The 26,531-nt window shown below is 37.6% G+C and carries 26 protein-coding genes and 2 pseudogenes; 24 read left to right on the plus strand and 4 right to left on the minus strand.

Going from position 1 to position 26,531, the window contains the following annotated elements; genetic code table 11:
• The first annotated feature begins 91 nt into the window (after positions 1 to 91).
• From B5P40_RS04030 to B5P40_RS04045, 4 genes are all read left to right on the plus strand, one after another.
• Positions 92 to 1,528 carry a S41 family peptidase gene (locus B5P40_RS04030; RefSeq protein WP_445594735.1) on the plus strand — a complete coding sequence of 479 codons (1,437 nt, stop codon included), beginning with the start codon at positions 92 to 94 and terminating at the stop codon, positions 1,526 to 1,528.
• A gap of 95 nt (positions 1,529 to 1,623) precedes the next feature.
• Positions 1,624 to 2,808, plus strand: coding sequence for a PDZ domain-containing protein (locus B5P40_RS04035; protein ID WP_016121049.1), 1,185 nt, complete (start codon positions 1,624 to 1,626; stop codon positions 2,806 to 2,808).
• 128 nt (positions 2,809 to 2,936) lie between these two features.
• Positions 2,937 to 4,652, plus strand: a complete 1,716-nt coding sequence (locus tag B5P40_RS04040) for an ABC transporter ATP-binding protein (protein ID WP_113708884.1) — start codon at positions 2,937 to 2,939, stop codon at positions 4,650 to 4,652.
• Positions 4,653 to 4,717: 65 nt separating this feature from the next.
• Complete coding sequence (locus B5P40_RS04045) at positions 4,718 to 5,029, plus strand: heavy metal-binding domain-containing protein (RefSeq protein ID WP_002068307.1); 312 nt, start codon at positions 4,718 to 4,720, stop codon at positions 5,027 to 5,029.
• Between the two features lie 133 nt (positions 5,030 to 5,162).
• On the opposite strand, the gene abc-f is transcribed toward B5P40_RS04045, so the two are convergent.
• The 4 genes from abc-f to B5P40_RS04065 form a co-directional block, all read right to left on the minus strand.
• Positions 5,163 to 6,797, minus strand: coding sequence for a ribosomal protection-like ABC-F family protein (gene abc-f / locus B5P40_RS04050; protein WP_113708885.1), 1,635 nt, complete (start codon positions 6,795 to 6,797; stop codon positions 5,163 to 5,165).
• 264 nt (positions 6,798 to 7,061) lie between these two features.
• Complete coding sequence (locus B5P40_RS04055) at positions 7,062 to 7,607, minus strand: flavodoxin family protein (RefSeq protein ID WP_113708886.1); 546 nt, start codon at positions 7,605 to 7,607, stop codon at positions 7,062 to 7,064.
• A 4-nt stretch (positions 7,608 to 7,611) separates the two neighbouring features.
• On the minus strand, positions 7,612 to 7,980 hold the full coding sequence (locus tag B5P40_RS04060; protein WP_002016114.1) for a MerR family transcriptional regulator: 369 nt from the start codon (positions 7,978 to 7,980) through the stop codon (positions 7,612 to 7,614).
• Positions 7,981 to 8,031: 51 nt separating this feature from the next.
• Positions 8,032 to 8,925: a LysR family transcriptional regulator gene (locus tag B5P40_RS04065; protein ID WP_113708887.1), complete on the minus strand. Its 894-nt coding sequence runs from the start codon at positions 8,923 to 8,925 to the stop codon at positions 8,032 to 8,034.
• Between the two features lie 152 nt (positions 8,926 to 9,077).
• On the opposite strand from B5P40_RS04065, the gene B5P40_RS04070 reads away from it, so the two are divergent.
• From B5P40_RS04070 to B5P40_RS04165, 20 genes and pseudogenes are all read left to right on the plus strand, one after another.
• A complete protein-coding gene (locus B5P40_RS04070) occupies positions 9,078 to 10,100 on the plus strand; it encodes a YeiH family protein (protein ID WP_113708888.1) in 1,023 nt (340 codons plus the stop codon).
• A 123-nt stretch (positions 10,101 to 10,223) separates the two neighbouring features.
• Positions 10,224 to 10,421, plus strand: coding sequence for a helix-turn-helix transcriptional regulator (locus B5P40_RS04075; RefSeq protein WP_000538358.1), 198 nt, complete (start codon positions 10,224 to 10,226; stop codon positions 10,419 to 10,421).
• Between the two features lie 11 nt (positions 10,422 to 10,432).
• Positions 10,433 to 10,822: a hypothetical protein gene (locus B5P40_RS04080; RefSeq protein WP_113708889.1), complete on the plus strand. Its 390-nt coding sequence runs from the start codon at positions 10,433 to 10,435 to the stop codon at positions 10,820 to 10,822.
• A 17-nt stretch (positions 10,823 to 10,839) separates the two neighbouring features.
• The gene (locus B5P40_RS04085; protein ID WP_002089582.1) at positions 10,840 to 11,061 is read left to right on the plus strand and encodes a hypothetical protein; all 222 of its coding nucleotides are present in this window, start codon (positions 10,840 to 10,842) and stop codon (positions 11,059 to 11,061) included.
• Positions 11,058 to 11,451, plus strand: a pseudogene (locus tag B5P40_RS04090) (ATPase). Before B5P40_RS04085 ends, B5P40_RS04090 begins: the two are co-directional and overlap by 4 nt.
• A gap of 16 nt (positions 11,452 to 11,467) precedes the next feature.
• The gene (locus B5P40_RS04095; protein ID WP_002034710.1) at positions 11,468 to 11,695 is read left to right on the plus strand and encodes a hypothetical protein; all 228 of its coding nucleotides are present in this window, start codon (positions 11,468 to 11,470) and stop codon (positions 11,693 to 11,695) included.
• Positions 11,696 to 11,795: 100 nt separating this feature from the next.
• Complete coding sequence (locus B5P40_RS04100; RefSeq protein WP_002034711.1) at positions 11,796 to 12,557, plus strand: MerR family transcriptional regulator; 762 nt, start codon at positions 11,796 to 11,798, stop codon at positions 12,555 to 12,557.
• The gene (locus B5P40_RS04105) at positions 12,554 to 13,174 is read left to right on the plus strand and encodes a hypothetical protein (protein ID WP_113708890.1); all 621 of its coding nucleotides are present in this window, start codon (positions 12,554 to 12,556) and stop codon (positions 13,172 to 13,174) included. The genes B5P40_RS04100 and B5P40_RS04105 overlap by 4 nt, the downstream gene beginning before the upstream one ends.
• Before the next feature lie 47 nt (positions 13,175 to 13,221).
• Positions 13,222 to 13,653, plus strand: coding sequence for a DUF4362 domain-containing protein (locus B5P40_RS04110; protein ID WP_113708891.1), 432 nt, complete (start codon positions 13,222 to 13,224; stop codon positions 13,651 to 13,653).
• A gap of 151 nt (positions 13,654 to 13,804) precedes the next feature.
• Entirely contained in the window at positions 13,805 to 15,781 is a 1,977-nt protein-coding gene (gene uvrB / locus B5P40_RS04115) for an excinuclease ABC subunit B (protein ID WP_002016097.1), read from the plus strand.
• 5 nt (positions 15,782 to 15,786) lie between these two features.
• Entirely contained in the window at positions 15,787 to 18,657 is a 2,871-nt protein-coding gene (gene uvrA / locus B5P40_RS04120) for an excinuclease ABC subunit UvrA (protein ID WP_113708892.1), read from the plus strand.
• Between the two features lie 58 nt (positions 18,658 to 18,715).
• Positions 18,716 to 19,164: pseudogene (locus B5P40_RS04125) on the plus strand (DUF4275 family protein).
• A gap of 114 nt (positions 19,165 to 19,278) precedes the next feature.
• Positions 19,279 to 19,659 (plus strand): phage holin family protein, encoded by a 381-nt coding sequence (locus tag B5P40_RS04130; RefSeq protein WP_002089574.1) that lies wholly within the window; start codon positions 19,279 to 19,281, stop codon positions 19,657 to 19,659.
• 156 nt (positions 19,660 to 19,815) lie between these two features.
• A complete protein-coding gene (gene hprK, locus B5P40_RS04135; RefSeq protein WP_002016091.1) occupies positions 19,816 to 20,745 on the plus strand; it encodes an HPr(Ser) kinase/phosphatase in 930 nt (309 codons plus the stop codon).
• A gap of 24 nt (positions 20,746 to 20,769) precedes the next feature.
• A complete protein-coding gene (gene lgt, locus B5P40_RS04140) occupies positions 20,770 to 21,582 on the plus strand; it encodes a prolipoprotein diacylglyceryl transferase (protein ID WP_002034719.1) in 813 nt (270 codons plus the stop codon).
• A gap of 66 nt (positions 21,583 to 21,648) precedes the next feature.
• The gene (ppaX, locus tag B5P40_RS04145) at positions 21,649 to 22,296 is read left to right on the plus strand and encodes a pyrophosphatase PpaX (RefSeq protein ID WP_002089567.1); all 648 of its coding nucleotides are present in this window, start codon (positions 21,649 to 21,651) and stop codon (positions 22,294 to 22,296) included.
• Between the two features lie 53 nt (positions 22,297 to 22,349).
• Entirely contained in the window at positions 22,350 to 22,856 is a 507-nt protein-coding gene (locus B5P40_RS04150) for an acyltransferase (protein WP_002139159.1), read from the plus strand.
• A gap of 145 nt (positions 22,857 to 23,001) precedes the next feature.
• Positions 23,002 to 24,513, plus strand: coding sequence for a tetratricopeptide repeat protein (locus B5P40_RS04155; RefSeq protein WP_002143728.1), 1,512 nt, complete (start codon positions 23,002 to 23,004; stop codon positions 24,511 to 24,513).
• Between the two features lie 84 nt (positions 24,514 to 24,597).
• Positions 24,598 to 25,554 carry a thioredoxin-disulfide reductase gene (gene trxB, locus B5P40_RS04160; RefSeq protein ID WP_002089563.1) on the plus strand — a complete coding sequence of 319 codons (957 nt, stop codon included), beginning with the start codon at positions 24,598 to 24,600 and terminating at the stop codon, positions 25,552 to 25,554.
• 160 nt (positions 25,555 to 25,714) lie between these two features.
• The gene (locus tag B5P40_RS04165; RefSeq protein ID WP_113708893.1) at positions 25,715 to 26,521 is read left to right on the plus strand and encodes a DUF368 domain-containing protein; all 807 of its coding nucleotides are present in this window, start codon (positions 25,715 to 25,717) and stop codon (positions 26,519 to 26,521) included.
• Positions 26,522 to 26,531 lie beyond the last annotated feature (10 nt).

Consider the following 26,531-nt stretch of genomic DNA (forward strand, 5'->3'; position numbering starts at 1 on the left):
TTATCATATAGTAGAAATAGGTAAAGGCATCACACATCGTGTGATGCCTTTTGCTACACCACCTGTGTGTTCTGGAAAGGGGAATTCCGCATTGAAACGTAGAGTTGCAATTATTGGAATGGTTGTTGCATTTTTAATTGGTGCTGGCGGGATGTTTGGTGGTATGTACTGGTTTGGGATAAACCCAGCGTATGTAACGCAAACAGTATCGAATGGTAATGCTGGCACAGCGCAAGGGAATTTGGTAAAGATTAATGAGGCGTATGCACTAATTGATTCACGTTATGTGGAAGACGTGAAAGACGACAAATTAGTCGAAGGTGCGATACAGGGAATGTTGTCTACGCTGAAGGACCCTTATTCCACGTATATGGATAAAGAAACGGCAAAACAGTTTAGTCAGTCACTGGATCCTGAACTTGAAGGGATTGGAGCTGAAGTGAACAAGACGGACGGTAAGCTTATTATCGTATCGCCAATTAAAGGTTCACCAGCAGAAAAGATAGGAATTAAACCGAATGACCAAATTTTATCTGTAGATGGAAATAGTGTGAAAGATTTATCACGTGAAGAAGCAGTATTAAAAATTCGTGGTAAAAAAGGAACGACTGTTGCAATTGAAATTAAGCGCGTAGGAGTGGCTGATCCGATAGAATTTAAAATTAAGCGTGAAAAGATTCCGATTTTCACTGTATTTAGTTCCGTAAAGCAAGATAGCGGAAAAGATATCGGTTATATGCAAATTACTTCTTTCGCTGAAAATACTGCGAAAGAATTTAAGGATCAGTTAAAAGAGCTAGAGAAGAAAAACATAAAAGGCTTAGTTATTGACGTGCGTGGTAATCCTGGCGGTTATTTAAATAGTGTAGAAGATATACTAGGAGACATCATGACGGATAAAAAGCCAATGCTACAAGTAGAACAGCGAAATGGTGAGAAGAAGAAATTCTCTACGGAACTGAAAGAGAGAAAGTCATATCCAATTTCAGTATTAATTGATAACGGAAGTGCTTCTGCTTCAGAGATTTTAGCTGGTGCGCTAAAAGAAGGAGAAGGATACGATTTAATTGGTGAAAAAACGTTTGGTAAAGGTACTGTTCAGCAGGCTGTTCCATTTAAAGATGGCAGCAACATTAAATTAACAATGTTTAAATGGTTAACACCAGATGGCAATTGGATTCATAAAAAAGGAATCGCGCCAACTGTAGAAGTGAAGCAACCAGATTATTATCATGCGACACCAATTCAAATTGAAAAGACACTTTCATACAATTCAAATGATGTACAAGTAAAACACGCACAAGAAATGCTTAAGAGCTTAGGATATGTACCAGGACGTGAAGATGGATACTTTAGCAAAGAGACAGAATCAGCACTAAAAGCATTCCAAAATGCGAATGAGATGGAAGCAACAGGACAACTTGATAAAAAGACAGCTGAAGCGATTCAAACTAAAATCATTGAAAAAATCCGTTCTGGAGAAAATGATTTACAATTACAGACGGCATTGAAATTAATAGCGAAATAAGAAAGAATACAGGCACTTTGATGCCTGTATTTTTTTATGTGTTAAATATGATAAGATAAAAAGAAAGAATGATATAAATGGTGGTGAATGAATTCGTGGAGGCATGGCTTTTTGAAATACTACGAGCAGTTGGACGTTTTTTCTTACACCCTGCTGTCTATGTATTTTTAATTAGTAGTATCTTCGTTGGATACTTACGTATATTACGAGAACGAAAAGATTTTTCTTTTAAAGTATATGATATTTGGTTTGAACTACGAACAACTCTATTTGCAGGTATTGGGTACGGATTAATCGTATCTATTATTACGATTGGGCTTGGGCTTGTTGTTTCAAAAGCGAGTTTATGGGCAATTTTACTTTGGACGTTATTATTCGGATTAACTGCTATGTATCGATATTTATCTGTAGCTTATACTTTCGGAATCGCGATTGCACTCGTGTTGTTATCGTCTAAGATGCCAGTTTCCTTCTTACAGCTTGGAGAAGGTGAAGAGGGTACGATTGTATCCCTTGCTATTTTACTAGGCGTTATGCTCGTTGTAGAGGGTTTATTAATCTCTAAAAATGCAGTTCGTTATTCTACGCCGAAAATTAACAAAGGTAAGCGTGGGCTACGAATTGGACTACATGAATCCAATCGTTTATGGCTTGTACCAGTATTTATTCTTATACCAGGAGACGCGGTGACAGGATTTATTTCTTGGTGGCCTGTCGTTTCAATAGGTTCGACTACATACTCTTTATTCCTCGTTCCATTTTTAATTGGATTTATGAGAAAGGTTAGAAGTTATGAGCCGACGGAAGCTTTATTATTTACAGGAAGACGTGTCTATGGTTTAGCGGGGCTCGTACTCGTTTTAGGTATCGCAAGTTACTGGTGGCACGTATTCGCAATTATCGCGATGGGAGTCGCAATGCTTGGACGCTTTACAATCTCGATGCAAGAGAAAATTGCAGACGAGAAAAGACCAGCATACTTTGCCGCACGTAATGATGGACTTGTTGTGTTAGATACAATTCCTAATACAATTGGGGCAGAGATGAATTTAAAACCTGGAGAAGTTATTACGAAAGTAAATGGAATCATTCCAAGAAGTACCGAAGAGTTTTATGACGCGCTTCAAACGAAGACGACAGGAGCGTTTTGTAAATTAGAAGTAGTAGATACAAATGGTGAGCTTCGTCTTGCTCAAACGGCATTATACGCCGGGGGACATCATGAATTAGGTGTTGTATTTGTTCAGCAAGAGCACGAGTGGGATTCGGAAGCTATATAAAATAAAATGGAAACCTTCATCAAATATAGATGAAGGTTTTTTTAGTTTCATAGACGGATAACTTGAATAATTATTTGATAATGGTTATCATTTAGAGAGTCTGTTAATTTAGAAAAGGGAGGAAAGATATGCTACGTAAATTTTTTTCTTACTATAAACCGTACAAAGGTTTATTCGTACTCGATTTTTCCTGTGCAGTTATCGCAGGTTTACTCGAACTTGGTTTCCCGCTTATCGTAAATCAATTTATTGATAAGTTATTACCAGGACAAAACTGGACGCTTATTTTATGGGCTTGTTTCGGTTTGTTCGTAGTTTATGTGTTAAATGCAGGTTTGCAATATGTCGTTACATATTGGGGACATATGCTTGGGGTTAACATTGAAACAGATATGAGGCAGAAATTGTTTGATCACATTCAAAAGCTATCATTCAGATTTTTTGATAATAATAAAACAGGTCATTTAATTTCACGTCTTACAAACGATTTAATGGAAATTGGGGAAATTGCTCACCATGGACCAGAAGATTTATTCATTGCCATTATGACTTTAGTTGGAGCATTTTCATTTATGATGATGATTAACTGGAAGTTAGCACTTCTAACATTCTTCGTAATCCCGTTCTTATTATGGTTGGCACTTTACTTCAATAAAAAAATGACAGGTACGTTTAGACGTTTATTCTCAGACGTTGCTGATTTCAATGCATGTATCGAGAACAATGTAGGTGGTATCCGTGTTGTACAAGCATTCGGAAATGAAAAGTTTGAGAAAGAGCAATTTGCTGTAAATAATGCTCGTTTCCGTACAACAAAATTAATGGCGTATAAAATTATGGCGTTAAATTCATCGATTAGTTATATGCTGATGCGTCTTGTAAGACTCTTTGTATTAATATGTGGTACATGGTTTGTTCTGCAAGGTGAATTAACGTACGGTGGATTTATTGGATTCGTTTTATTAACGAATATTTTCTTCCGCCCAATTGAAAAAATTAATGCGGTTATTGAAAGTTATCCGAAAGGAATCGCTGGTTTTAAAAGATATGTAGAACTTCTGGAAACAGAGCCGGATATTGTAGATTCTAAAGATGCAATAGAAGTTAAACATGTACACGGCGATATTCAATACAATAACATCACGTTCGGATATGAAAATAAAGAGCCGATTTTAAACGATATTAGTTTGAAAATACATGCAGGTGAAACAGTTGCTTTCGTTGGACCATCAGGGGCAGGGAAAACAACACTATGTAGTTTACTACCTCGTTTTTATGAACACTCATCTGGATCAATTCAAATTGATGGCATTGACACCAAAGAGATGACGTTATCGTCACTTCGTAAGCAAATCGGAATTGTACAGCAAGATGTTTTCTTATTCTCAGGAACAATTCGTGAAAATATCGCTTACGGAAACTTAAAAGCTTCAGAATCTGAAATTTGGCAGGCGGTAAAACGTGCTCAGCTAGAGGACTTAATTTACTCGCAACCAGGCGGTTTAGATACAGTTATCGGTGAGCGTGGTGTGAAACTTTCAGGAGGACAAAAGCAGCGCTTAGCAATTGCCCGTATGTTCTTGAAGAACCCGCCAATTTTAATTTTAGATGAAGCAACTTCTGCGCTAGATACAGAGACAGAACTTGCTATCCAAAAATCACTTGCAGAACTATCTGTCGGCCGTACAACATTAGTTATTGCTCACAGGCTTGCAACGATTAAAAATGCAGATCGTATCGTTGTTGTAAATAAAGATGGTATTGCAGAACAAGGTTCACATGAGGAACTAATCAAACGAGGTGAGGGTTACAGCCGATTGTATGAGGCGCAGTTTAGTTCGTAAATATAATTTCTGCTGAATTAGTGCACCATAAGTAAGTGGAAATCTTATATGGGAGGCTATAAAGCATGATTGTAACAACAACTTCTACAATTCAAGGGAAAGAAATTATTGAGTATATCGATATCGTTAATGGCGAAGCAATCATGGGTGCGAATATCGTGCGTGACCTTTTCGCTTCTGTCCGTGACGTTGTCGGTGGTCGCGCAGGCGCCTACGAAAGTAAATTAAAAGAAGCGCGCGACATTGCAATGGAAGAGATGAAAACTCTCGCAAGACAAAAAAATGCGAACGCCATTGTTGGTATCGACGTGGACTACGAAGTAGTTCGCGAAGGAATGCTAATGGTTGCGGTGAGTGGGACTGCTGTCCGTATATAAAGTGAAAAGCCGTGCTGGTGCACGGCTTTTTGTTGTTATTGTGTCTAACATGATAGGTAGGGTGATATTCTATGTCGAAGCCTCGATATTTCTTGGGAAATGTGGAAGGTCCCGTCGATATATGGGGAAGACATTAGAGTGCTTCTTTACACTGCCGAATTCGAACTAATAATTTTTCGTATTCTTGTTCGAGAAATGTGATGTCATCATGCTGATTTGGGATAGAAATCCGGCTGATGATTTCTGTTAATTTTGTTTGTAATCGTAATAATTCTTGTTCAGTAACGTTTACAGAAGCTTGGGTGGTTCTTTTTGTGTATTGCTCGTAATTGCCGTGGAATATTCTTGGTTCGCCCTCATCTACTTGTAGAATATGGTTTGCAACAGAACGAATAAAGGCACGGTCATGGCTAATGAAAAGTATTGTACCAGGATACTCCTGTAACATGCTTTCTAATTCTTCTTGCGTTGCCAAGTCTAAATAGTTTGTCGGTTCGTCGAGCAGAAGCATATTATAGTTTCCTAAAAATACTTTTGCGAGTGCAACCTTCATGCGTTCTCCACCACTTAAGATGTGCACAGGTTTATGAACATCTTCACGGCGGAATAGGAGCCTTGCAAGTATTGTTCGAACGAACGATTCTGTATAGTTTGTTTCTTCTAGAACGTTTTCTAAAATTGTTTTATCTGTTTTTAAAATAGATAATGTTTGTTCAAAGTATCCAATTTTACAACTTTTCGAAAGCTGAATGCCACGCTCGTTCGCGAGAAGCATTTTGAACAAAGTTGTTTTTCCGCTTCCGTTTTCCCCTAAAATAGCAAGCTTTGCCCCAGGGACAATTGTTCCATTCATATTTTTAAATAGTGTGCGACTCCCTATTTTCTTCGTTGTTTTATTAAACTGAACAACTGCTTTACTATGAATTGGTGTGTGGTATTGTACGTCAAACTGAGCTTGAGAAAAGTCCTTCGGTTTTTCTTTCTGTTCCAACTTTTCAAGGCGTGTTTCTAGTGCTTTCGCTACTTTGCTAACATTTTCTTGCCCATGAGCCCCGCTGCACTTATAAAGTTTAGATTCAGATGAACTGAACCGTGTTGGGATTTTTGTCATGCTAGAAGCACGTTGCTTTCTTTGTGAAATTGACTGTTCTAACCTATTTTTTTCTTGTATATATTGATCATATTCTGCCTGCTTTTGTATTCGCTCACGTTCTTTTTGCTTTCGATAGTTTGAATAATTACCTTTATATTCTTGAATAGTACCGTCTTCAACTTCGATGATTTTTGTACATATGGCATCTAAAAGATCACGATCATGCGATATTAAAACAAGTGCACCTTTATAAGATAAAAGTGCCTTTTCTAATTGCTCTGTACCGAACATATCTAAGTGACTTGTTGGCTCATCAGCAAATAGAATGCCTGCATCTTGTTCGAGGGCATGGGCGATCTTTAGGCGCATTCGTTCACCGCCGCTCATTGAATTTGCGACGTTTGAAATATTCCATTTGCCCTTAGCGAGGGAAGAAGCGGTTTCCGGTATCCCCTCGCTAAGCTGTGGAATGATGGCGATAGAACTATGATGAGTTACTGTGCCTTTGTCAGCTTCTATTTCTTTACTTAATATTTGTAATAACGTAGATTTTCCAGCTCCGTTGACTCCGACAATCCCTATACGATCGTTTGCTTGAATTTCTAGTGATGGTAACGTAAATATGGTGCGATCACCAAAGCTCTTTTCGATATTACGTGCGATTAAAATAGTCATAAAAAAACCTCCCTAGTTTCACTAGAGAGGATAAATGTCGCCCTTCAATGTAAAAATCGTACATAAATAAACGATTTTTTACATGATCGTATCGAAAGAAAGTATCGACAAATGGACAGACTAATCCTCTGCTAGTTTTCATCATTTTTGTTCACTATTTGTGATGGATGAAATAAATAAGAGAATTAGAACTTCATTGGTCAAAGTACCTTCCTTTCATAATATTATTTTTATTGTATGCGCATACAAATGGATTTGTCAAACTTATTTCTGTGTGCTATTTTTGAATTTATTATTATACAATTGTGCTTTTGCCAGCGCCTCAGCATCGTTCTTGATTTCATCTAGTCCATTCGCATCCCCAATAATATATCCTTCAAATGATGAACCAACAAAATCAAAGATATATTGAAACTGGGCGATAAGCGGCAATGCTTTCAGTTTTGGACTGTCTCCGCCAACGATGACAACGTACATTTTTTTGCCTTTCATTTTTTCTTTGAAATGAAGAGATTTATTACGCAAGCTTTGTGACCAGCGATCAACGAAGTTCTTCATGTGGCCGCTCATTCCGTACCAGTATAGCGGTGTAGCGAAGATAATCGTGTCGTGCTCTAGCATGCGTTTGGTTAACTGCTCGTAGTCATCATTTACAGCTTGAAATCCTTCTACATCATGGCGCTGATCTATGATTGGGTGGACGATATGATCACGCAAGTAAATTTGTTCTGTTTCAATCCCATCAATCGCCATATGTGTTAAAGCTTCCGTATTTCCGTTTTGTCTTGAACTGCCATGTATAACAAACATGTAATCATCCCTTTTCTTTTGCTTGTTTTAGGAGTGAAACGTGTTTTTGTAAATTCGTTTGAATGTTGGAAAGTAATGTGATTTGCTTCGTTACCTCATCAAGTTTGTCTTCGTAAAGTGCAAGGATACTACTACACGGATTTTCGTAGAGATGTGGCTCGATTTCAAGGCAACGTAGCATTCGTTCTGTTTCTTCTAAATTTAAGCCGATTTGCAAGTACATTTGAATCAGCTCTACTTTTTCGATTGCACTTTCATCAAAATCACGGTAGCCATTTGCTAGGCGTTTCGAAGGGAGTAATCCCTTTTCTTCATAATGTCTTAGTGCCCTTTCGCTAACCCCAGTTTCTTTTGATAACTCTCCAATTCGCAATGCGTTTCACTCCTTTTACATGTATTGTAAACCTTCACACTAATGTGAAGGTCAACTCTGTTTTTTCACAAAAGAATCTACGTGTTTTAAAAAGACTTGAATAGCTTTAGACGGGATAAAATATTTGCCGCGCACGATGGAGAATGGACGGATTAGCTCTTCGTTCGGAACAGGGATGTGGAATAGTTCTTTTGCTAATAGTTCTTTTCGAACAGTCCAATCTGAAAGGATAGCGATGCCAAGACCGGCTGCAACGGCTTCCTTCACGCTTTGAATACTGCTAAATGTAAAGAAGCGTTTCATTTTCAAATGATGTTGTTGTATAAATCGATCGCTATAGGCACGTGTGCCAGAGCCGCTCTCCCTTAATACCCAGACTTGGTCTTGCAATGCATTTTCGTTAATCCCCTTGATATGGAGCAATGGGTGGTTTGGCGGGACGACGAGTTTCATTTCATCTTGCATAAAAGTTTCAACATCTACGTCAGCGTATACGACTTGGCCTTCCACTAAGCCGATATCAATTTGATTAGAGCGGAGGCTTTGCAAAACTTCTTCCGTATTGGAGATAAAAGTATGAACTTCGACGTGTGGATTTTCATTGGCAAAGCGCGCAAGTATTTTTGGAAGTAAGTATTCGCCAATTGTAAAGCTAGCGCCGATGCGAAGTGTCCCTGTTACGACGTTATGCAGCGCATTAATTTCCTGTTTTGCATCTTCATAAAGTGAGAGCATCTGCTTTGCTTGTATGTATAATATGTTTCCAGCTTCCGTAACTTGGACGTGCTTTGGGGAGCGCTGAATAAGTGTAGTCCCAAATTCATTTTCCAGGTTGCGAATGTGCATACTAACGCCAGGTTGTGAAAGGTTTAATAGTTCCGCAGCACGCGAAAAATGTTTTTGTTCAACGACAGTAACAAAGATCTTTAAAATGTCGACGTTCATTTGTTAGGCCCCTTTATTTTTGCTTTTATTTTATCATAAGTATTTCTGATGATAGGGATTCAATATTGATATTAAACTTATTATTAAAACTCTCTTATAATGTAACTAGAAAGAACATGCATGTTCCAATACGATTATTGGGGTGGTACAAAGTGGAACAAACACTTGTTATACAAAAGAAGAAGGGCTTTGGATTTTCGCAAGGTATTGGGATTACGTTATTAATCGCAATCGCCGCGAAATATTTAGCAGAGCTTCCATTTTTAAATATTATGGGACAATTAGTAATCGCTATTCTAATCGGGATGGTTTGGCGCGCGGCAATCGGGATTCCTCAAGAAGCGATAGCGGGAACGAACTTTGCGAGTAAGAAGTTGCTACGCTTTGGGATCATCTTACTCGGAATGAGGTTAAATCTTGTAGATATTGCGAAAGCGGGGCCGAAAGTATTGGTCATCGCAGCGGTTGTTATTACATTTACGATTTTCGTTGTATATGGGCTAACGAAAGTATTTAAGGTAGAAAAGAAACTCGGAATTTTAACAGCGTGCGGAACAGCAATTTGCGGCGCGGCTGCGGTCGTGGCAATTGCACCGCAAGTGAAAGCGAAGGATGAAGAAACGGCAGTTGGGGCAGCGATTATTGCAATTTTAGGTACAATATTTACACTTATTTATACGCTATTATACCCAGTGCTTGGCTTCTCACCGTACGGTTACGGTGTATTCTCAGGTGCGACGCTGCATGAAATCGCCCATGTCATCGCAGCTGCGGCACCAGGAGGAAGTACGGCTGTAGACATCGCAGTTATCGTGAAATTAACGCGCGTTGCAATGCTTGTGCCAGTAGCGATTTTAATTGGATTATGGTTTGGTAAGAGTGAAGGTAGTGAGGAAAAAAAATCGTGGCGCGACCTTCCAATTCCATGGTTCATCTTCGGATTTTTAGCGATGAGTGCAGTGCATTCGATTGGGATTATCCCAGAAGTTGTTGCCGGATATATTGTAGTCATTGCGTACATGCTTATTGCAATGGCAATGGCAGGGCTAGGTTTAAATGTAGAGTTTAAAACGTTCCGCAAATTAGGAAGTAGGGCATTCGTGGCAGGGTTGATTGGCTCGGTTTGCCTATCTGTTCTTGGGTATGTTCTTGTGTATGCTTTAGGATTTATGTAGTAGCAAAGAGGCATCGTATAGATGTCTCTTTTTTTTACCTTTTTTTGTAAAGATATCTTTACTTGGATTTGGAAAATATTTATAATTAAAGTAAAGATATCTTTACTTTCGAAGGTGGAGCCTATGGGTGTGAAAAATAAAATTAAGGAATTACGAAAACAACATCATATAACGCAAGTGGAAATGGCAAAGGCGATGCAGGTGACGCGGCAGACGATTGTGGCGATTGAGAACCATCATTATAATCCGAGTCTAGAGCTATCCCTAAAAATCGCCAAATATTTTGGGATGAAGGTAGAGGAAATATTTACGCTGGAGTAAGGGGAGAGAAAATGAACGACACTAAAAAGTTGTATATCGCTACTGTCTTAGGATTATGTGGAGGGGACGTTTTAGTTCGTATTATGGACCCATCCATACCGATGTTATCGCTTATAGTTAGTAACATTTTAGCAATTGTATTTCTGATATTGTATACGAATTACAAAAAGCGGAAGTACAAAAAAGAAGAACTTCCAGATATAGATGAGCGGGTAAATGAAAATATAAAAAAGTATGTAAATGTCTCATTTATATTCGCATTTCTTTTGCTTATTGTTTATATTGTTGCAAGCAAAGCGATAGGGCGAATTACTATACCGATTCCAGAAATATTCATTGTATGTAGTTTCTTATTTGCTGGTAGTCTCGTCATAGGAGTAATGGCGGGAAAACGAGCATAACGATAGGAGGAATGAAAATGCAAGATGAGTTTGAGAGATTTCAGTCGGATAAAGCGTTTAAATATTTAGGGTTGTTTTTAACAATGAGTTTAGCGGTATGGAGTTTGTATAATTTAATTGTTTATGGAAATGCGGGCATGCCGTTTGTTTTATTTGTATTAGGACAGTTTGTTTATTTCTTTGTGAACTATTGGCCGAAATGGAAATATAGAAATCAAAAAGAGGCTGATCATGTATGAGTAAGCAAGAGGTTATACGGTTCATAGGAAGTTTGTTTTTAGCGGGTCTTGTTTTAAATGTGAGTTTAATGATTTTAAGTATTTCTTGGGGAACGATCTTCATATCGAATGTAGCACTAGTCATTTTATATGGTATTTCGGAATATAGAGAACAGAAGCGTTTGAAAGAAGAGAGAGTACCGTCAATTGATGAGCGAGTTGTGAACAATATGAAGTCATATTTTACGATTTGTATTACAAGCTGCGTTTTTTTTGTTCATTATGTATCTTTGTGTAAATAAGTATTTAGATAGGCAAGTAGTACATGTAAATGAGTTATTATATATTGCTATTTTTGGTTTATTAATAAGTATGGCATCGACGAGTGTGTTAGCAACAAGGAATAGATAGAAAAAGGGGAACTGGGATGGGATTACCGGTATTATGTGTCGCTACGGCTATTTTTGCTTTGTTTTGGGGAATACAAAACTTCTCTCGTAATCCAGTGCCAAGTGTATGTATTATGATTGGTGCTGTAGGTTTATCATACTATTTATTAATTTTAGCGCATTATCATAAAACAGCAACAAGTGTTGTTGTAGGGGCAATTATTTTATTTTGTGGGCGTGCTATACAAAAGGGGTTATTTCCATAAAAGCTGTTTATACAAAAGGTATAAACAGCTTTTTGTATTTTTTTTACAAACTACTTGAAAGTTACGTTACGTCACCTTTTATAATGAAGGAGAAGAGGTGATGGAGTTGATTTCAATTCAAGAACTAACGAGGGAAACAGGGGTTACAGTAAGGACGTTACGTTATTATGATCAAATTGATTTATTAAAGCCGAGTGGGAAAACTGATGGAGGGCATCGGTTATATAGCGAGAGAGATGTTGTTCGTTTGCAGCAAATTTTATTTTTAAAAGAAATGGGTTTTTCATTAAAAGAGATTACGAATATGTTAATAACGGATGAGCTCAATTTAAAAGTATCGCTTGAAAAGCAACTTAGATTTGTACAGGAAGAACAGAAAAAATTTAATCGAATGGAACGTATTTTACAGGCAGTTGTTTATTCAGTAGATGTGGAGGGAGAACTGGATTGGAAAGTTATGTTTGAACTCATTCAGCTTTCGAAACAGTCTCCGCGAATACGTGAGATGTTTCAAAATGAAGTTTTTTCTAAGGGAGAACAAAAGTTGCTTCATAATTTGCCGAACATGAGTGAAGAAGACCCGAATGTTTTAGAATGGGTAAATTTATTAAAGCAACTACGTAACTTTATGAAAGACGGTAAGGAAGCATCATGTGATGAGGTACAAGGCGCAACAAAGAAATTAATGCAGAAGTGTTTAGAGATGGCAAATGGTGATGAAGCATTTTTAGATAAATTGTGGGAAGTAAGAAAGTCAAAAGAAGATTCACAGAAAATGAGTATGTATCCAATTGAAGAAGAGCTTCTATTATATATGGATGAGGCTTTTCGTATATATGACGAAAGGGAGAGGGATAAATGAGTATACTTGCAGAATATCGTTGGTATTTTTTAATTGGGGCAGAGATTGTATTTTGGTTATCGGCTATCGGATTCTTTTTACTAAGGTATGGATTTCGCTTGAAAAAGGCAAGTTTTATTATGGGGATTGTGCTACTTGTAAATGAAGTGTTTATTTTAACTTTAGGAGTAGTGGACTACTATCAAACAGGGAAGTTCTCTAATTTTCAAATCATTACGGTAATCATTTTATTATATGCAGTTTTTTATGGGAAAAAGGATTTGAAGAAATTAGATATATATGTACAAAAATTAGTTGCGAAGTGGCGGAATGAACCGGCGCCTATTATCGAAGAACCACTTGAAGTAACAGGGATGGCGCATGCGAAGCAGGAAATAAAAAATTGGGTTTTACATCTTATTTTGTTTATTGCTGTTCATATATTCTTTTTCTTCATGTATGGGCTTATTCCAGTAGAACACTGGGGAAATTGGTTAGAGTCAGGAATCGTTTTAAATAAAGCAGCAAGCCGTGTAAGCCAAGTATGGGCTATTATTCTTTTAGCGGATACTGCGATTTCATTTTCATATGTTATTTTTCCGAAGAAGGAGAAAGGAAACAAAAAGCTACTTTCATAGAGGAAAGTAGCTTTTTTCTAGTATACCAATAGTTTATATAGGAGAGGATAACAATAGAAAAAAGAACAGGTTTTATATACTTATTTCTCTTTAGTTTAGTAGCATGTTCACAACCTAACAGTGCAATTGATAAGAAGAATGATGTCGTTGCAAAGGGGGCGGAAATTTCTAATCTAGATAAATTCGAGAAGTTCGTTTGGAATGTGGAACAAGGGGAAGTTGATAAAATAAGAATTGTACAGTATACACATGAAGGTGACCCGATTTTTCAAACGTTAGAGCATAGTGAGAAAGATATACTTTATGTGTTAGATAATAGACAAGATCAATTTGCTGGTGACCATAAAGGGTTACATAAAGATAGTTGTAAAAGGATTGTTAAAGAGCAACGTGAATCAGAAACGGCATATAGGTTAATAGATTGTACGAATGAAAATGGGCGCAATGGATATGACTTATTATATGTACTTAAAAAATAGAGTTAGTAGAGGAAGGAAGTATTTATTCCTTCCTTTTTCTATATATAACTTGTCGAAAACTTTACCGAATATCTGTTCGTTTTCTTAGGTTTTTTATGGGCATTCGTGGTAAAATAATAATACAGATTTTTATGAGGAGGTCGGTTTTTAGTTGGAACATCCATTTGAAATTATCTCAGAGTATTCCCCGCAAGGTGATCAGCCGGGAGCGATAGAGAAGCTTGTAGAGGGAATTAATAGTGGAAAGAAAAAGCAAGTGTTGCTTGGAGCGACAGGAACGGGTAAGACATTTACGATTTCAAATGTCATTAAAGAAGTGCAGAAGCCAACACTTGTAATGGCTCATAATAAAACGTTAGCAGGACAGTTATATAGTGAGCTGAAAGATTTCTTTCCTAACAATTCTGTGGAGTATTTTGTTAGTTATTACGATTATTATCAGCCGGAAGCGTACGTACCACATACGGATACGTTTATTGAAAAAGATGCGCAAATTAACGATGAAATTGATAAATTACGCCACTCGGCAACGTCTTCCTTATTTGAACGAGATGATGTTATTATCGTTGCGAGTGTTTCGTGCATATACGGTTTAGGTTCTCCGGAAGAATACCGCGAGTTAGTTGTTTCGCTTCGAGTTGGTATGGAAAAGGACCGCAATCAATTGCTTCGTGAACTTGTTGATGTACAGTATGGACGTAATGATATTGATTTTAAGCGTGGTACATTCCGTGTGCGCGGAGATGTAGTTGAAATCTTCCCCGCATCACTTGATGAGCATTGTATTCGAATTGAATTTTTTGGGGATGAAATAGATCGTATTCGAGAAGTAAATGCATTAACGGGTGAAGTATTAGCAGAACGTGATCATGTAGCAATCTTCCCGGCATCTCACTTCGTTACACGTGAAGAAAAGCTGAAGGTCGCTATTGAAAATATCGAAAAAGAATTAGAAGAGCGTTTAAAAGAATTAAATGATAACGGTAAGTTGTTAGAGGCGCAGCGCATAGAACAGCGAACGCGTTATGATTTAGAAATGATGCGCGAGATGGGCTTTTGTTCAGGGATTGAAAACTATTCCCGTCATTTAACACTTCGTCCAGCAGGTTCAACGCCGTATACGCTTTTAGATTATTTTCCAGAGGATTTCTTAATCGTTATGGATGAGTCGCATGTATCGGTTCCGCAAGTAAGAGCGATGTATAACGGGGACCAAGCACGTAAGCAAGTGCTTGTTGATCATGGATTCCGTCTGCCATCAGCTTTAGATAATAGACCGCTCACGTTTGATGAGTTTGAAGAGAAAACGAATCAAGTTATTTACGTTTCGGCAACGCCAGGACCGTACGAGTTAGAGCAGTCACCGAAAGCAATAGAACAAATTATTCGTCCAACAGGGCTTTTAGATCCACCAATTGATATACGACCAATTGAAGGACAAATAGATGATTTATTAGGAGAAATCCATGACCGGATTGCGAAAAATGAACGTGTATTAATTACGACTTTAACGAAGAAAATGTCAGAGGATTTAACGGACTATTTAAAAGATGTAGGAATTAAAGTGAATTATCTTCACTCTGAAATTAAAACATTAGAGCGTATTGAAATTATCCGTGATCTTCGCCTTGGTAAGTTTGATGTACTTGTCGGTATTAACTTATTACGAGAAGGATTAGATATTCCAGAAGTATCACTTGTAGCTATTTTAGATGCTGATAAGGAAGGTTTCTTACGTTCAGAGCGTTCATTAATTCAAACAATTGGTCGTGCGGCGCGTAATGCAAACGGCCGCGTTATTATGTACGCAGATCGCATAACGAGATCAATGGGAATTGCAATTGAAGAAACACAGCGTCGTCGTAGTATACAAGAAGCTTACAATGAAAAGCATGGTATTACGCCGAAAACGATTCAAAAAGGAGTACGTGACGTTATTCGTGCGACAACAGCAGCTGAGGATACGGAAATATATGAAGCAACACCAGCTAAGAAGATGACGAAAAAAGAACGTGAAAATACAATTGCGAAGATGGAAGCAGAGATGAAAGAAGCAGCAAAGGCATTAGATTTCGAGCGTGCAGCTGAATTAAGAGATTTACTATTAGAATTAAAAGCGGAAGGGTGAAAAGAGTGAGTAAAGATTTTATTGTTGTAAAAGGTGCTAGAGCGCATAATTTAAAAAATATTGACGTAACCATTCCGAGAAATCAGCTTGTTGTTGTGACGGGATTGTCTGGTTCGGGGAAATCATCGTTAGCATTCGATACGATTTATGCAGAAGGGCAGCGTAGATACGTGGAATCTTTATCTGCGTATGCGCGCCAGTTTTTAGGGCAAATGGATAAGCCGGATGTTGATATGATTGAAGGTTTATCTCCAGCGATTTCAATTGATCAAAAAACGACGAGTCGTAATCCTCGTTCAACGGTTGGAACGGTAACGGAGATTTATGATTATTTACGTTTATTATTTGCACGAATTGGTAAGCCGATTTGTCCGAATCATGGAATTGAAATTACATCACAAACAGTGGAACAGATGGTAGACCGTGTTCTTGAATATCCTGAACGTACGAAGTTGCAAGTGCTAGCGCCTATCGTGTCAGGGCGTAAAGGTGCGCATGCGAAAGTATTAGAAGATATTAAGAAGCAAGGTTATGTTCGTGTGCGCGTTGATGGAGAGATGCTGGATGTATCGGAAGAGATTACTTTAGAAAAAAATAAGAAGCATTCAATTGAAGTTGTTATTGACCGTATTGTTGTGAAAGAAGGAATTGCAAGCCGACTTGCAGATTCACTAGAAAGTGCTTTAAAGCTTGGCGGGGGCCGAGTTTTAATCGATGTAATGGGAGAGGAAGAACTTCTATTTAGTGAACATCATGCTTGTCCACATTGTGGTTTTTCAATCGGAGAATTAGAGCCGCGTATGTTCTCGTTTAATAGTCCGTTCGGCGCGTGTCCTTCTTGTGATGGACTTGGATCGAAGTTAGAGGTAGATTTAGAACTTGTTATTCCGAACTGGGATGTATCATTAAATGAACATGCGATTGCTCCTTGGGAACCGACAAGTTCACAATATTACCCGCAATTATTAAAATCTGTGTGTAATCATTACGGCATCGATATGGATATGCCGGTGAAAGATATACCGAAGGATTTATTTGATAAAGTGCTGTACGGAAGCGGGGAAGAGAAGCTTTATTTCCGCTATGTGAATGAATTTGGTCAAGTAAAGGAAAATGAGATTTTATTTGAAGGTGTTATTCCGAATATTGAGCGTCGTTATCGTGAGACGAGTTCTGATTATATTCGTGAGCAAATGGAGAAATATATGGCAGAGCAAGCTTGTCCGAAGTGTAAAGGTGGACGCTTAAAGCCTGAGAGTTTGGCTGTTTTCGTTGGTGATAAAACGATTGCCGATGTAACGAAATATTCTGTTCAAGAAGTACAGGAGTTCTTCTCAACTGTTGAGTTAACGGAGAAACAACAAAAAATTGCTCATTTAATTTTAAGAGAAATTCAGGAACGTGTTGGGTTCTTAGTGAACGTCGGTTTAGATTATTTAACGTTAAGTCGTGCCGCAGGAACTTTATCAGGTGGTGAGGCGCAGCGTATTCGTTTAGCGACACAAATTGGTTCTCGCCTTACTGGCGTACTTTACATTCTTGATGAGCCTTCTATTGGTTTGCATCAGCGTGATAACGATCGTCTTATTCGTACATTGCAGGAAATGCGTGATTTAGGAAATACGTTAATTGTTGTTGAGCATGATGAAGATACGATGATGGCTGCTGATTATTTACTTGATATCGGACCTGGTGCAGGTATTCATGGTGGTCAAGTTGTATCAGCAGGTACACCAGCTGAAGTTATGCAAGACGAGAATTCATTAACTGGGAAATATTTAAGCGGTAAAGAGTTTATTCCGGTACCACTTGAAAGACGTAAAGGTGACGGACGTAAAGTGGAGATTGTCGGTGCGAAAGAAAATAACTTAAAGAATGCGAAAATGTCATTCCCTCTAGGAACATTTGTAGCAGTAACAGGCGTATCTGGCTCTGGAAAAAGTACGATAATTAATGAAGTACTATACAAATCATTAGCTCAAAAGCTATATAAAGCGAAAGCGAAGCCAGGGGCTCATAAAGAAATTAAAGGTCTTGAGCAGTTAGATAAAGTGATTGATATTGATCAATCACCAATCGGGCGTACACCACGTTCAAATCCGGCGACATACACTGGCGTATTTGATGATATTCGTGATGTATTTGCGCACACGAATGAAGCGAAAGTACGTGGGTATCAAAAAGGACGTTTCAGCTTTAACGTAAAAGGCGGCCGTTGTGAAGCGTGCCGTGGTGATGGAATTATTAAAATCGAAATGCATTTCTTACCAGACGTGTATGTTCCGTGTGAAGTTTGTCACGGTAAACGTTACAACCGTGAAACGTTAGAAGTGAAATATAAAGATAAGAATATTTCTGAAGTGTTAGGGATGACAATTGAAGATGGGGTAGAGTTCTTTGCTAATATCCCGAAAATTAAGCGTAAACTTCAAACTCTTGTAGATGTAGGGCTTGGTTATATGAAATTAGGACAACCAGCTACGACGTTATCAGGTGGTGAGGCGCAGCGTGTGAAATTAGCTTCTGAATTACATCGTCGTTCTACAGGGCGTACGTTATACATTTTAGATGAGCCAACGACTGGCTTACATGCACATGATATTGCACGCCTTCTAGAAGTGTTGCAACGTCTTGTTGAGAGTGGTGAGACGGTACTTGTAATTGAGCATAATTTAGATGTTATTAAAACAGCTGATTATATTATTGACCTTGGACCAGAAGGCGGAGACAAAGGCGGACAAATCGTTGCTTCCGGAACGCCAGAGCAAGTAGTGAAAGAAGAGCGCTCTTATACAGGTAAGTATTTAAAAGAGATTTTAGATCGTGATAAAGCAAGAATGAAAGAGAAAATAAAAGAAGTAGAGTTATCACAATAAGTTGTTAATAAAAACCGAGTGAGAATTGCACTTGGTTTTTATTTTATAGGGGGAGAAAATGGAGTTTTTAGATGTTTTGAGAAAGAAAAATATGAAGGTAAGAGAATTTCAAAAGTGGGCGTATACTTTAGAAAACGCTGGGAGGATAACTTTGCGAATCATTTGAGTTATGAAGAGAAAGAAGAGATTCATTTATATGGGGATAAATATAGCTGTGGTTACTTGTGGCACATATTTAGTTATGAAAAGAAAAAGTGTTTAGAAGGTAAAGAAGCGGAGAATATGTTTCATAATGAAATGAAAAAGGAGTGTTACATCTTCTTTCAACATTGTGATGAAGTACTGCTAATAAAGGATGCGAGTTTATTACGTATGGATGATATATTACGTGAGACAGACGATGCGTATAAAGGCGATATCTATATTGTAGATGAAAATTTCACTTGGACCTTTGTGAAAACTCATGAACATAGATGGTGTGGACCTTATTTTACAAGGAAATGTTAATAGGTATACAAGCATGAAGGATAGAATAAGTTGATATAAGTGTTCGTATCATACTTGCGTTTATTGTCTATTAGCGTATGATGAAATATATATGTTAAAAGGATGTGTAAGGAAATGAGATGGATTGTATCACTTCTTGTAAATAGCGTTGTGTTAATCGCTGTATCCGGACTTTTAAAAGGGGTTGCACCAGACGCATTTTACATAGCAAATATACAAACTGCAATTATTGCGAGTATTATATTGGCGATTTTAAACGTATTTGTAAAGCCGCTTTTAATTTTAATTACGCTACCGATTACTCTTGTAACTTTCGGTTTCTTCTTAATTGTTATTAATGCGATTACGTTAAAGATGACGGATTCGTTATTAGGGGACGCCTTTAATATATCTGGATTTGGTGTAGCGATTGTTGCGGCAATTTGTATTTCTATTTTTAATATGATAATTGAAAAAGTAATTGTTGAACCATTACATGAAAAAAAGAGAAAATGACAAAAAGAAAAACATTTCATGATTCATATGAAATGTTTTTTTCTATTTATTAGAAACCGAGTTTCTTGTTTCCAGAAAAAAATGGTACAATATCCGATAGAATGGAATTTTACATCAAATGAGACTGAACCCGCAGCGGAGTGGAGGTTTATACATATGCCGAAAGTAAGGACAAAAGATTTAATTGAACAATTTCAATTGGAGTTAGTAAGTGGTGAAGAAGGGATTCATCGTCCGATTGATACGAGTGATTTATCGCGACCTGGAATTGAAATGGCAGGGTTTTTTACATATTATCCAGCTGATCGCGTGCAGCTTCTTGGAAAAACGGAGCTTACGTTCTTTGATACGTTAACGACAGAGCAAAAGCAAGAGAGAATGAAAGCGCTTTGTACTGAGGAGACGCCTTGTATTATTGTAACTCGTAATCAAGATGTACCGGATGAGTTATTACAAGCATCACGTGAATCAGGCGTGCCTTTATTACGTTCTGCTCAAACGACAACGAGATTATCAAGTCGTTTAACAAACTATTTAGAAGGTAAGTTAGCGCCAACAACAGCTGTTCATGGTGTGTTAGTAGATATTTATGGTGTTGGTGTTTTAATTACAGGTCAAAGTGGTGTCGGGAAAAGTGAGACAGCGCTTGAACTTGTAAAGCGTGGTCACCGCCTTGTTGCGGATGATAGCGTAGAAATTCGTCAAGAAGATGAAGATACATTAGTAGGGAGCTCACCTGATTTAATTGAGCACTTATTAGAAATTCGTGGTCTAGGTATCATTAACGTAATGACGTTATTCGGTGCAGGGGCAGTACGAAATTATAAACGTATTACACTTGTTATTAATCTTGAAATTTGGGATCAAAAGAAAAATTATGATCGCTTAGGTCTTGATGAAGAGAAGATGAAGATTATTGATACAGAACTTACGAAGATTACACTTCCAGTTCGTCCTGGTCGAAACTTGGCTGTTATTATTGAAGTAGCAGCGATGAACTTCAGATTAAAACGTATGGGAGTCAATGCGGCACAACAGTTCTCTGAACGATTAATGAGTGCGATTGAGTTAGGAAATCAAGAGTAGACTCTGGAGAGGGAGGTCATATATATGCTGTTAGGTTCTGTACCACAGCTTGACCGTATAGCAGTCCAACTTGGGCCGTTCCCTGTTTATTGGTATGGGGTTATTATCGGTACAGGTGTGCTATTAGGTCTTTGGCTAGCAACTCGCGAGGGAGAAAGGCTTGGTATTCACAAAGATACATTTATCGACCTTGTATTAATCGCAGTACCAATTGCCATTCTTTTTGCGAGAATGTATTATGTCATTTTTGAATGGGAATATTATTCGCAAAATCCGAGTCAAATTATTAATATTCGTCAAGGTGGTTTGGCGATTCATGGTGGTTTAATCGGGGCTGTTATTACAGGAATCCTTTTTGCGAAACGACGCGGGCTTTCATTCTGGAAATTAGCGGATATTGCTGCGCCGAGTATTTTACTAGGACAAGCAATTGGCCGATGGGGAAACTTTATGAACCAAGAGGCGCATGGTGATGAAGTAACGAGACAGTTTTTAGAAGGTCTTCATTTACCAGATTTCATTATTAATCAAATGTACATTGATGGTGTGTATTATCACCCAACGTTTTTATATGAATCATTATGGAACTTTGCAGGTGTTATTTTACTACTCGCGTTACGAAAAGTGAATTTACGCCGTGGTGAATTATTCTTCACATATTTAATTTGGTATTCAGTGGGACGCTTCTTCGTAGAAGGTTTGCGTACAGATAGTTTAATGTTAGGACCACTTCGTATTGCACAAGTAATGTCTATTGGAATTGTTGTTATTTCTATCATTTTCATTATTGTGAGACGAAAAATGGGGCAAGCTGATAAAAGATATTTAGAAAATTAGAGAAAAGTAGCATCTTATATAAGATGCTGCTTCTTTCATATTCAGGTAATGAAAGGATTAAGGACGATGAAAATAAATACAGTGTTATTTGATTTAGATGGAACGTTAATTAATACAAATGAACTTATTATCTCTTCTTTTTTACATACGTTAAATCACTATTATTCTAATCAGTATAAGCGTGAAGATGTATTGCCATTTATCGGTCCATCTTTGCATGATACTTTTAGTAAGATTGATGCAAGTAAGGTTGAAGAGATGATTACATGTTATCGTCAATTTAATCATGAGCATCATGATGAATTAGTGGAAGAGTATGAAACTGTATATGAAACGGTTCAAGAATTGAAGAAGCAAGGTTATAAGATCGGCATCGTTACAACGAAAGCGAGACAGACGGTTGAAATGGGATTAAAGCTTTCGAAACTTGATCAGTTTTTTGATGTTGTCGTGACGATTGATGATGTGGAACATGTGAAACCACATCCAGAACCACTTCAAAAAGCATTGAAATTATTAGATGCAAAGCCAGAAGAAACATTGATGGTTGGTGATAATCATCATGATATCGTCGGTGGACAAAATGCAGGTACGAAAACAGTAGCGGTTTCATGGACATTGAAAGGTAGAGCGTATTTAGAAGCGTATAAACCAGATTATGTACTAGATAAAATGAGTGATTTACTACCGATTTTGTCCCGCATTAACGGGTAGTAAGATTCCTGCCGGTTAAAGTGTCACTTTATATAAGTAGAGGAGAGAGTTCAGTGCGACGGACAACGCGCTATCCTGTTTCAGGAGAAAATTCATTGTGGAATGTGTATAAAACAGTTTCTTTTTGGAAGGTAATGAAAAATTTTATTATCATCCAAATCGCACGTTACACGCCATTTTTATCCGTAAAGAATTGGTTATATCGCACGTTTTTACGGATGGAAGTAGGAAAGAAAACGTCGTTTGCACTTATGGTAATGCCAGATATTATGTTTCCAGAAAAGATTACTGTGGGAGACAATTCAATTATCGGCTATAATACAACGCTTTTAGCGCATGAATATTTAATTCGTGAGTATCGACTCGGAGAAATCGTCATAGGGAATGAAGTTATGATTGGAGCGAATACGACAATTTTACCAGGTGTGACAATTGGAGATGGAGCTATCGTTTCTGCAGGCACACTTGTCCATAAAGATGTACCAGGCGGCGCTTTCGTAGGCGGAAACCCGATGCGTATTATTTATACGAAAGAGGAAATGGCCACTAGAGAAGGTTGATGTTAAAAATGTAACATTTCCCTTCTCTTTTTATGAATAAAAAGGAAATAATTGATTATAATATACTGTTTTGTTTTTTACGGAATCGTTTATACTTATAGATAGAAGAATGTGTGAACGAAGAAAACAAAAAACTGGAGGATATATGGGGAAAAATCAAAGAATATATAAGGAGAACGGACAAGTTATCTCTTTTAATCAGTTAGCGGACTTCTTTTATAAAAAAGGGATGAGGGCTTATAAAGGGCAAAAATTGCAAGATGCAATTAAATATTTTCGAAGAGCAGCGCAAAGCGAGAAGGAGCCGTTTATTTTATGCCAACTAGCAATAGCATTATCTGAATCTGGTGAATATCAAGAGTCGAATCAGATATTTCTAAAGCTTGTTAGATCCAATCCTGAACTTGAGCAATGCTATTATTTTATTTCAAATAATTATGCATATATGGGCTTGTTTCAACAGGCGAAGAAGTATGCAGAGCGATATTTAGAAGTTGCGGAAGAGAAGGAATTTGTAGAAGATACATTAGAATTGCTTGAGATTATGGAAGAAGATGCAATGGGTGCGGAAGAGATTGAGGATGAAGATGAGCTAATTGTTATGCAAGAAGAAGCGAACCGCTACATTCGTAACGGACAATTAGAAGAGGCGATTGCTACACTAGAAGTTGTTACGAAAGAATATCCAGAATTTTGGTCAGGACATAATAATTTAGCGATTGCACATTTTCAATCAGGTAATGTAGATCAAGCGCTTAAGTTAACAGAAATGATTTTAGAGAAAAATCCTGGTAATATGCATGCGCTTTGTAATACGCTTATTTTTCTATATTCAATTGGAGAGCATAAGCAAGTAGAGTCATTAGCGGGGCAGTTAGTTTCGGTATATCCAATTTCATTTGAGCATCGTTTGAAACTTGGAACAACGCTTGCAACAATTGGTCATTTTGAACCTGCATATAAATGGTTCAAAGTATTAAAGCGTCAAGGGTACGAAGGAGACGTCAGTTTTTATTACTGGTTTGCATACTCTGCGTATATGGTGAAGGAACAGCAAGTAGCTGAAAAAATGTGGCAACATGTTGTAGAATTGCATCCTGATAAAAAAGGAAAAGAACCGTGGAATGCACTGAATTTAGCAGATGAAGGACAAAATCTTTTATTTGAAGAGTTACGAAAATCATTTCAGCAAAGTACGACGCTAGAAGAGAAAATGCTAGCTTTATATTTAATGAATGAATTGTCAACACCAGAGAAGGTTGGATTCTTCTTTGATGTAACGCAAGCGAAAAATGGTGTTCCAATCGTATCGCAACTTGCAAAATATTTCTTTTTACTTAATAGTCATAAAAGCATCCCAGCTGATTTACAGCAATTTGAAAAGTGCGTACGAATCGCGGATGCATTATACAATTATACGAAAAAAGACGATGAATTAATCGAAGAGTGTTTGAATTTTTGGTTTTGCACGTTCATACGTTTATATACATCTGGAGCGACTTTTACAAATGTGTACGGTTGGTCAGCGGCAATTGAATACATTGTGCGCGGCGAACAAAGAAATAAGATGACACAGGCAGAGCTTGGTGATGTATATAATGTATCTGTAGCGACTGTACGAAAGTATGTGCAGGCTGTTAAGCGCACGCACACGTAGGGTAGGCAAATCATTGGGAAAAAAATGATGCTAACAGTATAATGAGGGTAACTTAATGTGTATGAATGAATGGGAGTGAATAGTGTGTCAGAAGAAAAAATTTATGATGTCATTATTATTGGTGCAGGACCAGCTGGTATGACAGCTGCGGTATATACATCTCGTGCGAATTTAAGCACACTGATGCTTGAGCGTGGTATTCCAGGTGGACAAATGGCAAATACAGAAGATGTAGAGAACTATCCAGGTTATGAGTCTATTTTAGGACCAGACTTATCAAATAAAATGTTTGAGCATGCGAAGAAATTTGGTGCTGAATATGCATACGGTGATGTGAAAGCAATCATCGATGGTAAAGAGTACAAAACAATTATTGCTGGTAAAAAAGAATATAAAGCACGTGCAATTATCGTTGCAAGCGGTGCAGAGTATAAAAAAATTGGTGTGCCAGGTGAAACAGAACTTGGCGGCCGCGGTGTATCATATTGTGCAGTATGTGATGGTGCATTCTTTAAAGGGAAAGAACTTGTTGTTATTGGCGGCGGAGATTCTGCTGTTGAAGAGGGTGTGTTCTTAACACGCTTCGCATCAAAAGTAACGATCGTTCACCGTCGTGACACTCTTCGTGCACAGAAAATTTTACAAGATCGTGCTTTCCAAAATGAGAAAGTAGATTTCATTTGGAATCACACTATAAAAGAAATTAACGATGCAAATGGTAAAGTAGGAAGCGTAACACTTGTAGATGTAAACAGCGGAGAAGAACAAGAAGTTAAAACTGACGGCGTTTTCATATACATCGGTATGTTACCATTATCAAAACCGTTTGTTGAGCTAGGTATTACAAATGAAAATGGTTATGTTGAAACGAACGAGCGTATGGAAACGAAAGTTCCTGGTATTTTCGCAGCTGGTGATGTTCGTGAAAAAATGCTTCGTCAAATTGTAACGGCAACAGGCGATGGTAGTATTGCAGCGCAGAGTGCACAGCATTATATAGAAGAGTTAGTAGAGGAACTAAAGACTGTAACAGAAAAATAAGGTTATTTTTCCTTTTGAGAAGAAAGCTGCCGATAGGTGGCTTTCTTTTTTTATCCAAATGTCAAACTATTGTCAAAAACAATTAAGAATATAATGATTCTTATTGTTATACTAGAATTTACGGGAAAAATCATTATAAGAAATGAGGAATTTATTCAGTATGGAATGGCGTAATATATATCGTGGATTTTGTATGGGCGTTAGTGATTTAATTCCTGGTGTGAGCGGCGGAACAATCGCTGTTGTGTTGGGAATTTATGAACAATTGCTCGCAGCAATTAGCGGATTTTTTAGTCGTGAATGGAAAAAACATTTAGCGTTTTTAATCCCACTTGCAGCTGGTGTAGCGGCAGCTTTTCTAACGTTAAGTCACGTTATTAAATATTTATTAGCAAATCATTATGAACCGACTCAATTTTTCTTTCTCGGTTTAATTATTAGTATATTACCGATGTTAATGAGAGAAGCTGATGCAAAGGCAACGTTTAAAGGTAGTCATATTGTCTTATTAATAATTGCAGCAATTCTTGTTGCAATAACAGCATTCTTTAAACCAGATAAGGCAGTTGATCCGATTACGACGTTAACAATTTTAAATGCAATTGGTTTATTTTTCGCAGGATGGATGGCTAGTATGGCTATGCTTCTTCCTGGAATTAGTGGATCGTTTATTTTATTAATTATTGGTGTGTATCCGACAGCAATTAACGCTTTAACTACACTCAATTTACCGTTAATCGTGGTTATCGGTGCCGGCGTGATGGCTGGATTTGTTGTAAGTAGTAAAGGAATTAGTTATTTGTTAGATCGTTATAAAAGTATGACATTTGCGGCAATTATTGGGCTCGTTATCGGGTCGATTGTCATTGTGTTCCCTGGCATTCCGACTGGTGGAATTTCAATTGTAAGTTCAATTATTACTTTTATTTTAGGATTTGCGGTTGTTACTTATTTCGGTAAGAAATAAGTGTTTTAAT

This window comes from Bacillus sp. SRB_8 (assembly GCF_003264205.1).
Classification (GTDB): domain Bacteria; phylum Bacillota; class Bacilli; order Bacillales; family Bacillaceae_G; genus Bacillus_A; species Bacillus_A mycoides.